General features: G+C 58.1%; 9 protein-coding genes. 1 reads left to right on the top strand and 8 read right to left on the bottom strand.

What is annotated here, in order from left to right; translation table 11 throughout:
* Positions 1–924, top strand: coding sequence for a response regulator (locus ACWPM9_RS06005; protein WP_484757084.1), 924 nt, complete (start codon positions 1–3; stop codon positions 922–924).
* A 233-nt stretch (positions 925–1,157) separates the two neighbouring features.
* Here the strand turns inward: ACWPM9_RS06005 and ACWPM9_RS06000 are convergent, their stop codons facing one another.
* The 8 genes from ACWPM9_RS06000 to ACWPM9_RS05965 form a co-directional block, all read right to left on the bottom strand.
* Positions 1,158–2,807 (bottom strand): acyl-CoA synthetase, encoded by a 1,650-nt coding sequence (locus ACWPM9_RS06000; protein ID WP_428188928.1) that lies wholly within the window; start codon positions 2,805–2,807, stop codon positions 1,158–1,160.
* 172 nt (positions 2,808–2,979) lie between these two features.
* Positions 2,980–4,095, bottom strand: coding sequence for a branched-chain amino acid ABC transporter substrate-binding protein (locus ACWPM9_RS05995; RefSeq protein ID WP_428188929.1), 1,116 nt, complete (start codon positions 4,093–4,095; stop codon positions 2,980–2,982).
* Positions 4,096–4,226: 131 nt separating this feature from the next.
* A complete protein-coding gene (locus ACWPM9_RS05990; protein WP_428188930.1) occupies positions 4,227–4,580 on the bottom strand; it encodes a DUF6867 family protein in 354 nt (117 codons plus the stop codon).
* A 21-nt stretch (positions 4,581–4,601) separates the two neighbouring features.
* The gene (locus ACWPM9_RS05985; protein WP_428188931.1) at positions 4,602–5,330 is read right to left on the bottom strand and encodes an ABC transporter ATP-binding protein; all 729 of its coding nucleotides are present in this window, start codon (positions 5,328–5,330) and stop codon (positions 4,602–4,604) included.
* A complete protein-coding gene (locus tag ACWPM9_RS05980; RefSeq protein ID WP_428188932.1) occupies positions 5,330–6,172 on the bottom strand; it encodes an ABC transporter ATP-binding protein in 843 nt (280 codons plus the stop codon). Before ACWPM9_RS05980 ends, ACWPM9_RS05985 begins: the two co-directional genes overlap by 1 nt.
* 20 nt (positions 6,173–6,192) lie before the next feature.
* Entirely contained in the window at positions 6,193–7,584 is a 1,392-nt protein-coding gene (livM, locus tag ACWPM9_RS05975) for a high-affinity branched-chain amino acid ABC transporter permease LivM (protein ID WP_484757083.1), read from the bottom strand.
* 4 nt (positions 7,585–7,588) lie between these two features.
* Complete coding sequence (locus ACWPM9_RS05970) at positions 7,589–8,491, bottom strand: branched-chain amino acid ABC transporter permease (RefSeq protein WP_428188934.1); 903 nt, start codon at positions 8,489–8,491, stop codon at positions 7,589–7,591.
* 400 nt (positions 8,492–8,891) lie between these two features.
* Positions 8,892–11,318 carry a GcvT family protein gene (locus tag ACWPM9_RS05965; protein WP_484757082.1) on the bottom strand — a complete coding sequence of 809 codons (2,427 nt, stop codon included), beginning with the start codon at positions 11,316–11,318 and terminating at the stop codon, positions 8,892–8,894.
* Between the last annotated feature and the right edge of the window lie 227 nt (positions 11,319–11,545).

Here is an 11,545-nt window from a genome sequence, read left to right as displayed (position 1 = left end):
GTGGCTGAGGCAGCAAAACCGCGCGACATCATTCTGCTGGTCGATGACAGCCCGGACGCGCTTGGCTTCTTGACCGAAGCGCTGGAAGCCTCCGGCTTCTCCGTGCTCATCGCGACATCCGGTCAGGCGGCCTTGTCCATCGTCGAAAAGATCAGCCCGGATCTCATCCTGCTCGATGCGGTGATGCCGCAGATGGATGGCTTCGAGACCTGCCGGAAACTGAAAGCCAATCCGGCAGTGGTGCAGGTCCCGGTGATCTTCATGACCGGCCTCACCGAGACCGAGCATGTGGTCCATGCGCTGGAATCCGGTGGTGTGGACTATCTCTCCAAACCCATCAATATCGACGAGCTGCGCGCCCGTATCCGGGTTCATCTGTCCAATGCCCGCTCGGCCCAGAGCGCACGGGTTGCACTCGATGCGGCCGGACGCCATCTGCTGGCCGTCACCGGCAGGGGGGCGATACACTGGTCGACGCCACAGGCGACACGTCTCGTCAACGCAGCGACTGGAAGTGACGATGGGCTGGACAGCGTCGCACGCACGATCGCCGACTGGTTGAAGAAACGCGACACACCCGGCTTCTCCAGAGATGTGGCGTTTTCGTTCGATCACGATGGCCAAGCCGCTCTGCAGATCGCTTTTCTGGGGGCCATCGGAGCCGACGAATATCTCTTCCGCCTGACGGCCGCCGGCGGCCGTGCCGAAGACGAGCAGCTTCGTCAGACCTTTGGCCTGACAGCGCGTGAATCCGAAGTGCTCCTGTGGATCGCCAGGGGGAAGTCCAACCGCGATATCGGCGATATCCTGGGATTGTCCGCGCGCACGGTGAACAAGCATCTGGAGCAGATCTACGTCAAACTGGGCGTTGAAAACCGGGCATCGGCGGCCGTGAAGGCCGCCAATGCATTGCACGAGATCTGAAGATCGTCACGAGACCAGATCGATCTCGAGCTTTGCTCCTGTTGTCTCTGCCTAACGACGAAGCGTTGAGATGGAAGGTGACACGCCGCCTCCATAAGACGGATCATATGCGCCCGAAGTCCGGTGGCAGGGGCAGCAATCTTAGCATCGACGATGTGCCAGAAAGTCTCAACCGTCCATCGCATATACGCTATATAGCGCATATGCGATAAGAGGGCGATGCGTCAGCCCGCTCAAAGTGCCCTCGCCTTCTCCCGCAGCACGAATTTCTGGATCTTTCCGGTCGAAGTCTTCGGCAAGGGGCCAAAGACAACGGTCTTGGGTGCCTTGTAGTGGGCCATGTTGGCGCGGCAAAAATCGATGAGATCCTTTTCGGATGCCGTCCCGCCGGGCTTGAGGCAGATAAAGGCACAAGGGGTTTCTCCCCATTTCTCATCCGGCCTTGCAACGATAGCCGCTTCCATCACCGCCGGGTGGCGATAGAGCACGCCCTCGACCTCGATGGAGGAAATGTTTTCGCCGCCGGAAATGATGATGTCCTTGGAGCGATCCTTGATCTCGATGTAACCGTCGGCATGGCATACGGCCAGATCGCCCGAATGAAACCAGCCACCATCGAAGGCCTTGGCCGTGGAATTCGGGTTCTTCAGATATCCGCGCATCACGTTATTGCCGCGAAAGAAGATCTCGCCCATCGTCTCGCCATCGTGCGGCACGGGTTCCATGGTATCGGGATCGCCCACCATCAATCCGTCCAGCACCGAGTAACGCACGCCCTGGCGCGCCTTCAGCCGGGCCTTTTCGGAAATCTCCCGGCTATCCCATTCGTCGTGCCAGGCGCACACCACGGCCGGACCATAGGTCTCGGTGAGACCGTAGGTATGGGTAATCTCGAAGCCCATCCCCTCCATCGCCTCGATCACAGCAGCAGGCGGTGCAGCCCCCGCCGTCATCACATTGACCCGATGATCGATACCCTCTTTCAAATCATCCGGCGCATGAGCCAGCATGTTGAGCACGACGGGGGCTCCGCAGAAATGGGTTACCTTCTCGGATTTGATGAGATCGTAGATCCGTTCCACATGCACACCGCGCATGCAGACAGATGTTCCGGCGACAGCGGCCAGTGTCCAGGGAAAGCACCAGCCATTGCAATGAAACATCGGCAACGTCCAGAGATAGACCGGGTGGTTGCCCATGCCCCAGGTGAGGATGTTGCCCACCGCATTCAGATAGGCGCCGCGATGGTGGTAGACGACGCCCTTGGGATCGCCGGTCGTGCCTGAAGTATAGTTGAGGCTGATCGCATCCCATTCGTCCGCCGGACGTTCCCACGCATGATCGAGCCGCCCCTCGGAGAGAAGCGTGTCATATGACTTTGTGCCCAGCGTCCTGGCGTCAGGGATCGTCGGATCGACAATGTCGACGATCTCGATCTGGCGTCCGGAGATTTGAACGGCACGCTCCGCCACATCGACGAATTCCGGATCGACAATCAGCAGTTTCGTCTCGGCGTGATTGAGAATGAAGCCGATTGTCTCCGCATCCAGCCGTGTGTTGATGGCGTTCAGCACAGCACCGGTCATGGGCACACCGAAATGCGCCTCAAACATTTCCGGGATATTCGCCGCGATGATGGAGACCGTATCGCCCTTGCCAATGCCCCGGGCGCAAAGCCCGCTTGCGAGCCTTCGAACGCGGTCATAGGTCTGCAACCAGTTGCGCTTGATCTTGCCATAGACCACCGCTGTCTTGCCCGGATAAACCTGCGCGCTCCGCTCGAGAAAGCTGAGCGGTGTCATCTGCGAAAAGTTGGCTTGTGTCTTCTCCAGGTCGCGATCGTAAATCCCCTCGCGAGCCGCAGCCTTTGCGTCGACGGTCATATCTGCCTCCCTGATACTCCTCGATAAGAAGTCTTAGTCCAAGCCAGCGACAAGCCATAGTGGAAATTGGTCCAACACTGGATGTATGACCATCCGGTGGAAACAGAAAAGGCCCGACCTTGCGGCCGGACCTTCCTGAACATCCAATCGGCACCCGAAGGGCCGAAGCAGATTACATTTCGAAGTAGGAATAGTTGCCGTCGTCGCCCTTCTTCCACTCGTACATGACATAGTCAGGACGTGTGATGTCGCCCTTTTCGTCAAAGCCGAGATCGCCGATGACGGTCGAGAACGGACCAGCCGACTTGATGGACTCGGCCACTGCTTCCGGATCGGTAGAACCGGCTGCCTTTGCGCCTTCAGCGATAACCTGAAGAGCGGCATAGGAGTAGAGCGTGTAGGCTTCAGGTTCGAAACCAGCGTCACGGAACTTCTTCACGACGTCCTGAGCGGCAGCGTTCTTGCGTGGATCCGGAGCGAAGGTCATCAGCGTGCCGTTGACGGCATCGCCAGCGATCGAAGCCAGTTCGTTGGAAACGATACCGTCGCCCGACATGAAGGTTGCCTTCAGGCCCTGGTCAGCAGCCTGACGCTCGATCAGACCGAACTCGGTGTGCAGACCGCCGAAATAGACGACGTTGACGCCGGCTTCCTTCATCTTGGCGATCAGAGCCGAATAGTCCTTGTCGCCAGGAGTGATGCCTTCATACATGACTTCCGTCACGCCGGCGGCATTCATGGCCTTCTTGGTTTCGTCAGCAAGACCCTGGCCGTAAGGTGTCTTGTCGTGAACGACCGCTACCTTGCCGTCCTTGAAGTTTTCAGCGATGTAACCGCCGGCAACTGCGCCCTGCTGGTCATCACGGCCGCAGGTACGGAATGTGTTCCAAAGGCCCCGCTCGGTGAACTGCGGGTTGGTCGAAGCAGGCGTGATCTGCAGGATACCGTTTTCGGCGTAAACATCCGAAGCCGGGATCGAAACGCCAGAGTTGAAGTGACCGACAACGAACTTGACGCCGTCAGACACGAACTTGTTGGCAACGGAAATACCCTGCTTGGGGTCGGACACGTCATCGCCGAGAACGACCTTGATCATCTCGCCGTTGATGCCGCCAGCAGCATTGATATCTGCAGCTGCCTGCTCGGCACCCTTTTGCAGCTGTGCACCGAAGGCAGCGTTTGGACCGGTAAGCGGGCCGGCGACGCCGACGAGAATATCAGCCCAGGCATTGCCGCTGAATGCGACCATAGCGGTCAGCGCAACTGCCGAAAGAAGCGATTTTTTCATATTGTAACTCCCAGTTTTTATATAGCGGGTTAGGTTTCCATGACCCTTCGCAGCACCCACTCCCACTGCGCCGGAATTCGGTTCTCTTTATTGAAGGCCAGCTGAAATCTGATGCCAGTATTGGCGGCCTGTCAATGCTTGTCTTTCCATGAGAACGGAGATGTCCGCTCATGGAGCCAATAGTAATTTTCAACCATCTGCGTCGTGCGCCGAAGGCGGAAGCTCATGGTTGAGAACGCCAGAAGCAGCACGAAATCGAAGACATAATAAAACAGGCTGAGGAACGGACCCTCAAACAGCGCATAATGCAAAAACTGCATTACCCAGGCAAGCAACAGCGTGTAGACGAAGACCGTGCCGAACCCCTGCCAGCCATCGGCCACAGCCCTGCCCGTGCGCCACGCCGTCCAGAAGCCGATCAAGACGACCAGGCCTCTTAGGATGTAACGGACGCCTGTATCAGTTTCAAAAAACAATCCCTGCATGTCAAATCTCCCCTGACCGCCCTAGTGGCGTCCGCCTTCAAGATAGGCCGCACGGACCTGCGGATCGGCCAGAAGCTCCTTGCCGGAACCGCTCAGGGTCACCTTGCCGTTGACCATGACATAGGCTCGGTCAGAAAGCTTGAGCGCTGCAAATGCGTTCTGCTCGACGAGGAAGACAGTCAGCCCCTCTTCCTTGTTCAGCTTCTTGATCGCCTCGAAGATCCCCTTGATGATCAGGGGGGCGAGACCGAGCGAAGGCTCATCGAGCAGGAGCAGTTTGGGCCGGGCCATCAGCGCACGACCGATCGACAGCATCTGCTGTTCACCACCCGACAGCGTACCGCCGCGCTGGCTTTGACGTTCCTTGAGCCGCGGAAACAGCTCGTAGATCTTGGCCAGATCCTCATCGAAATATTTGAGGTTGTCGAGACCGGCACCCATTTGCAGGTTTTCGTAAACCGTCATGCGCGGAAAAATACGGCGTCCCTCAGGCGACTGCGCAATCCGGCGGCGTGCAATCAGATGCGTCGGCATCTTGGTGATGTCGGTCCCGTCGAAGATGACGGATCCCTTGCGCGCCTGCGGAGATCCGCAAATGGTCATCATCAGCGTCGATTTGCCAGCGCCATTGGCACCGATCAGGCTGACGATTTCGCCCTTGTGAACCTCGACATCCACGCCTGAGAGAGCCTGGATATTGCCATAAAAGGTTTCGACGCCCTGAACTTTGAGAAGGGGTTCACCGGTCATTATACCGTCCCTTCGTCGAGTTGTTCTTCAATTTCTTCAACTTCGTCATCCTCGACGCCCAGATAGGCCGCGATCACTTTCGGATCGTTCTGCACATGGGAGGGCGTTCCATCGGAAATCTTCTGTCCATATTCGAGCACCACGACATGGTCGGAAATTTCCATCACCACCGACATGTCATGCTCGATCAAAAGGATCGACGTACCTGTCTCCTCCCGAATGCTTCGAAGCAGCGTATTGAGCGCTGCAGATTCGCGCGGGTTGAGACCGGCTGCGGGTTCGTCCAGGCACAAAAGCTCTGGCCCCGTGCACATGGCACGCGCAATCTCCAGACGGCGTTGAGCACCGTAGGGAAGATCCCCGGCCGGATCGTCGGCACGATCCGTCAGTTCGGCCTTTTCCAGCCAGAACGATGCCTGTTCAATCGCTTTTGCGGCCGCCTTCTTGTAGGTCGGCAAGCCGAGAAGGCCGAGAACCGTATAGCCCGAGGCCTTCATCAGCTTGTTGTGCTGGGCCACAAGAAGGTTTTCCAGAACGGTGAGGCCCGAAAACAGCCGGATGTTCTGGAAGGTGCGCGCCACCTTGGCTTTCTTGGTGATCTCGAAATCCGGCAGGCGTTCCAGCATATGCTGGCGACCGCCCTTCTGGTTCATCATGATCATGCCCATGGTGGGCTGGTAAAAACCGGTGATGCAGTTGAACACCGTGGTCTTGCCGGCGCCGTTGGGGCCGATCAATGCGGTGATTTCGCCGCGTTTGACATCGAACGACAGGTCGTCGATGGCCATCAGACCGCCGAACCTCATCGACAGATGCTCTACCTTGAGAATTGTATCAGTCATTGCCTTATCCCCGGATACCATCAGCCGTGACCTTCCTTGGTGAAGCTGCCGGATACGGCCTTACGCTCCTTGAGGAAGGCTGTCGGCTGCCGTGAGCCGACGAAGCCGCGCGGCTTGAACACCATGACCACGACCATGGCCAGACCGAAGATGAGCATGCGGTAGAGTTCAGGCGTAAAGTCCGGCCCGAAGATATGTTTCAGGAACTCCATTTCACGCAGAAGTTCGGTACCGCCCACCATCACGATGGCGGCAATGGCAATCCCCGTGAGCGAGCCCATGCCGCCCAGAACCACGATTGCGAGGATGACCGCCGATTCGAGGAAGACGAAGCTTTCCGGAGAGACGAAGCCCTGGCGCGCCGCAAAGAACGACCCGGCGAATCCACCGAACATGGCGCCGATGGCAAAGGCCGTGAGCTTGGTGGTGACGGTATTGATGCCGAGCGAACGGCAGGCAATCTCGTCTTCGCGCAAGGCTTCCCAGGCGCGACCGATCGGCATGCGCCGCAGCCGGATCGTGACATAGGCCGTGACTGCGCAGAGTGCCAGGATCACATAAAACAGGAAAATCTTGTAATAGGCTGACGACATCGGCAGACCGAAAGTCTTGGCAAAGCCGTCCTTTGAAGCCGTAAATTCCATGCCAAACAGCGTAGCCTTGGGAATGCCGGACACGCCGAAGGTCCCCATCGTGACATCCGACCAGTTGATCAGCACCAGACGGATGATTTCCCCGAAGGCCAGCGTCACGATGGCGAGATAGTCACCTCTGAGCCTCAGAACCGGGAAGCCCAGAATGATGCCCCAGAAGGCGGCAAGAACGCCGGAAAGCGGCAGGAGAACCCAGAAGGACAGGCCGAAATGTTGCGACAGCAGTGCATAGGAATAGGCACCGACTGCGTAGAAGGCCACATAACCAAGGTCCAGCAGGCCGGCCAGACCGACGACGATGTTCAGCCCCCAGGCGAGCATGACATAGATCAGGATCTGGATGCCGAAATTGTCGACATATTTGAGCGATCCTTGCGTACCCGCCAGCGTCACCGCCAGGAACGGATAGATCAGCAGGAAGGCTGTCACCAGCTTCAGGAAGTGCTTGTGAAAGAAGGATGGCTCTGCCTCGATCTCGCGCACCGGCAGCTTTGCCTTGCGGCTGGCCCGATCGGCCCGCCACGGCTGGAAATAGGCGACGACGGCGAAGCGGCCGATCGCGGCCACGGCCACGAAGATCGCCAGAAGTCCCCAGCGCGGATACCAGACCAGAGCATTGTTGATGTCCTGATCGGTCTTGATGCCGACGAAGAGAATGAACATGCCAAGTGCGACTGCACCTGCAATCAAGCCTTCCTTCAGGCCCCGTGCGACAGAGCCGCTGGGCCTGGTTTCTACGTTTTCCGGATTGACTGCCATGGTCTTAGACCTTTTCCACTTCGGGACGGCCAAGAATGCCGGTCGGTTTGAAGATCAGCACGAAGGCGAGAAGACCGAAAGTGGCAACGTCCTTGTAGGCGATCGTGAAATAGGCCGACCACAGCGATTCGATCAGACCGATCAGCAAGCCACCAAGCACAGCGCCCGGCAGCGAGCCGATGCCGCCCAGAACGGCAGCGGTGAAGGCCTTGACCCCCGGAATGAAGCCATCGGTGAACGAGGCAACACCGTAATACATCATGTACATGGTGCCGGCGACCGCAGCCAATGCAGCACCCATGACGAAGGTAATGGAGATGGTACGGTCGACATCCACGCCCAGCAGCGCCGCCATCTTGCGATCCTGCTCGGTCGCGCGCTGCGCACGACCCAATGGCGTCTTGTTGACGATGTACCAGAACACGGTCAGCAGAACGGCGGTGACGACCACAATGATCAGCTGCTTGAGCGAGATCGTGATGGCACCGAAGTGATAGACTTCGCTCACCATCGGCGGGATCGGCTTGTTGCGCGGACCCTGCGTGACCTGAATGAAATTCGACAGCACGATCGACATGCCGATCGCGGTGATCAGCGGCGCAAGGCGGAACGAACCGCGCAGCGGCCGGTAGGCCACCCGCTCGATGGCCCAGTTCCAAAGCGCCGTCGTCAACATCGCCACCACCATCATGACGAGGATGAGAAGCGCCACCGGAATGCCGGCGAAAAACGATGTGACGATGAGAAAGACGATGAGAGCGGCAAAGCCGCCAAGCATGAAAATATCGCCATGGGCGAAGTTGATCATGCCGATAATGCCATAGACCATCGTATAGCCGATCGCGATCAAGCCATAGATGGAGCCAAGCGTCAGCCCATTGATGAGCTGCTGAACGAAATACTCCATTCACAATCCCCTGGACGCCGTCGTTGAACCGCAGCGTCTCTTGTTCGTTTGCCCTCTCGGGCCATCAACCTGAAGGAGATTCCATAGCGCTTTAGGTGAAAATGTGAAGCCTAAAAGCTAGGCAACGTGCATTTTAATACCAATTGCCTAGATTCTAACCTTTTTCTGGGGAAAAGGACAAAAAATTAAGCAGTAAATCGTCCGGATTAAGCAGAAACGTGAAAATGTCGCGTGCATAGAATAATAAGCACACAACGTTTTATAGTTGAAGAACCCCCTAAATATATATGGGAATATCGCGACGGAAATGGTCGCCAGATTCGCCGAAACCGTCTCAAGCCATTGATATGCAGAGACAATATGTCCTGACGGATGGTCCTCATCCGCCAGGACAGAACGACTAGGAGCGCATGCGCGATCCATTGGCGTCAAATAACGGTTGAGCCTGTAGTGTGGCCGGCAGCATCTCGCCCAGAAGCTCGATTTCCCAGCCATCGACCTCACCGGCAATATCCTTGGGCACATAGCCGATCGCCACCGATTTTCCGCTGGCATGGGCATAGCCACCGGATGTCACCCAGCCACGCACCTCGCCCTTGAACGAGATCGGCTCGTCGCCGATCACATCGGCATCGCGAGCATCGACCACGAAGCTGCGCAGCCGCAGGGCACCGCCTGCGAGCTTTTCCTCGATCGCACCCTTGCGACCGATGAAATCCATGTCCTTTTTATAGGCCACGAATCGCCCAAGGCCGGCTTCCACAGGCCCGTAGAGCGGTCGATATTCGCGTGACCAGCTGCCGAATCCTTTTTCAAGCCGCAGCGAATTGAGGGCACGCAGGCCAAACAGGCGAATATCGAACTCCTTGCCCGCTTCCATGATCGCATCGAACAGATTGCGTTGATATTCGGGCCGCATCCAGATTTCATAGCCCAGATCGCCGGTATAGGAGACGCGACCGACCACGGCGGGCGACATGCCGAGATCCATTTCGCGAATGCCCATGAACGGCAGGGCCTCGTCCGAGACGTCGAGATGAGTAAGCTTTGCCAGCACCTCTCGGGATTTCGGTCCGGCAATGGCCAGTCCCAGAAGACCCAGATTGAGTGCATTGATCTCGACCGAGCCGTCATCGGGCAGATGCTCTTCGAACCAGCGCATGTGATAGTCTTCCGCAAGGCCGGATCCGATCAGCAGGAACTCCTCGCCATCCAGATTGGCCAGCGTGAAATCGCCGATCAGCTTGCCGGCATCGTTGAGCATCGGTGCCAGCACCATATGCCCCGTCTCCGGCATGCGGCAGGCCAGCATCATGTCCAGCCAGTCGCGGGCGCTCTCGCCGGAGATCGTGTATTTGGCAAAGCCCGAGGTCTCCATCAGCCCGACGCTGGCACGCACCGCCTTGACCTCTTCTCCGACCGTGTCGAAATCGCTGGAGCGACGCCAAGAGAACTTGTCCTCGACCCCGTCCGGCGCAAACCACAGCGGCGTTTCGAGCCCGTAATAGGCGCCGAACACGCCACCGGCGGCCTTGAGCTTGTCGTAGATCGGCGTGGTCAAAAGCGGACGTCCGGCCGGCAGTTCCTCGTTCGGATAGCGGATCGAGAAACGGCGTGAATAATTCTCGCGCACCTTGGCATTGGTATAACCAAGCGTCGCGTAATCGCCATAGCGGCACACATCCATGGCAAACACGTCAAAGCCCGGATCGCCCTCGATGATCCATTGCGCCAGAGCCAGGCCCACGCCGCCGCCTTGGCTGAAGCCGGCCATGACCGCGCAGGCCGACCAGTAATTGGTCATGCCGCGCACAGGCCCCACCAGCGGATTGCCATCGGGCGAGAAGGTGAAGGGCCCGTTGATGATGCGGCGGATGCCGGCATTGTTGAAGGCCGGGAAATGACGAAAGCCGACTTCCAGTTCGGACGTGATGCGCTCCAGATCCTCGGCCAGAAGCTCATGGCCGAAATCCCAGGGCGTCTCGATCGGTGACCACGGGCGGCAATCCTTTTCATAGGTGCCCATCAACATGCCGTTGCGCTCCTGGCGGATATAGATCTCGCCGTCGAAATCGACGCAATGCATCAGCTCGCGTCCGGACTTTTCATTATATTCAATGACTTCTGGCATATCCTCGGTCAGAAGATACATATGTTCCATGGCCAGGACCGGCAGTTCCAGCCCCACCATGCGGCCCACCTCACGCGCCCAGAGCCCCGCGGCATTGACCACATGCTCGGCCATGATCTCGCCCTTGTCGGTAATCACCCGCCAGGTGCCGTCGGGAAGCTGCGACAGTTCCTCCACCTTGGTATGCAGATAGATTTCCGCCCCGTTCTTCTTGGCCGATTTGGCATAGGCGTGCGTCGTGCCATAGGGGTCGAGATGGCCTTCATGCGGGTCGAACACCGCGCCGACGAATTGCTTGGGGTCGAGAAGCGGCATCATCTCATGCGCCTCTTCCGGCGTCACGATCCGCGCCTCACCGCCGGCATATTTTCCCTTGGCGAGCAGCGACTTGAACCAGTCGAACCGCTCCGGCGTTGCCGCCAGCATCAGCCCGGATGTCATGTGCAAACCGATATCCTGGCCCGAATACGCCTCGATCTCCTTGTAGAGCTCGACCGTATATTTCTGCAGCTTGGCCACATTGGGATCGCCATTGATCGTATGCATGCCCCCGGCTGCATGCCAGGTAGACCCGGACGTCAACTCCGAACGCTCCAGAAGCACCACATCGGTCCAGCCGAATTTGGTCAGGTGATAGAGCACCGAACACCCGACAACACCCCCACCGATAACGACGACCCGCGCATGATTTTTCATGGATAACGCTCCCCTGAGCTTAGGCTGGAATTGCCTGCAGGCTAGAGCGGCAGCATGAAGCCGTGAAGACTGCGGAGCGACGATTTATGTCGTATGCGAGATGGGCAGTGTTCTGAGCGCGGCGTGGGGTGTGGCCATGCCCGGACGGACGCGGCAGATGCGGGTTCGACCCGATGCGGTCATTCGGGAGAGCAAGCAGACGGACGGCATTATGCCTCCACCTGGGT

The sequence above is a fragment of the Agrobacterium sp. H141 genome, from assembly GCF_057158725.1.
The sequence above is the reverse complement of the archived record's forward strand: the minus strand, read 5'-3'. Positions and strand labels throughout refer to the sequence as shown.

What these genes read in the sequence shown, in the direction of transcription:
- ACWPM9_RS05985 (WP_428188931.1), bottom strand. Translation starts at nt 5,330, where the DNA reads ATGACCGGTGAACCCCTTCTCAAAGTTCAGGGCGTCGAAACCTTTTAT.
- ACWPM9_RS05980 (WP_428188932.1), bottom strand. Translation starts at nt 6,172, where the DNA reads ATGACTGATACAATTCTCAAGGTAGAGCATCTGTCGATGAGGTTCGGC.
- ACWPM9_RS05990 (WP_428188930.1), bottom strand. Translation starts at nt 4,580, where the DNA reads ATGCAGGGATTGTTTTTTGAAACTGATACAGGCGTCCGTTACATCCTA.
- ACWPM9_RS05965 (WP_484757082.1), bottom strand. Translation starts at nt 11,318, where the DNA reads ATGAAAAATCATGCGCGGGTCGTCGTTATCGGTGGGGGTGTTGTCGGG.
- ACWPM9_RS06000 (WP_428188928.1), bottom strand. Translation starts at nt 2,807, where the DNA reads ATGACCGTCGACGCAAAGGCTGCGGCTCGCGAGGGGATTTACGATCGC.
- ACWPM9_RS05970 (WP_428188934.1), bottom strand. Translation starts at nt 8,491, where the DNA reads ATGGAGTATTTCGTTCAGCAGCTCATCAATGGGCTGACGCTTGGCTCC.
- livM (WP_484757083.1), bottom strand. Translation starts at nt 7,584, where the DNA reads ATGGCAGTCAATCCGGAAAACGTAGAAACCAGGCCCAGCGGCTCTGTC.
- ACWPM9_RS05995 (WP_428188929.1), bottom strand. Translation starts at nt 4,095, where the DNA reads ATGAAAAAATCGCTTCTTTCGGCAGTTGCGCTGACCGCTATGGTCGCA.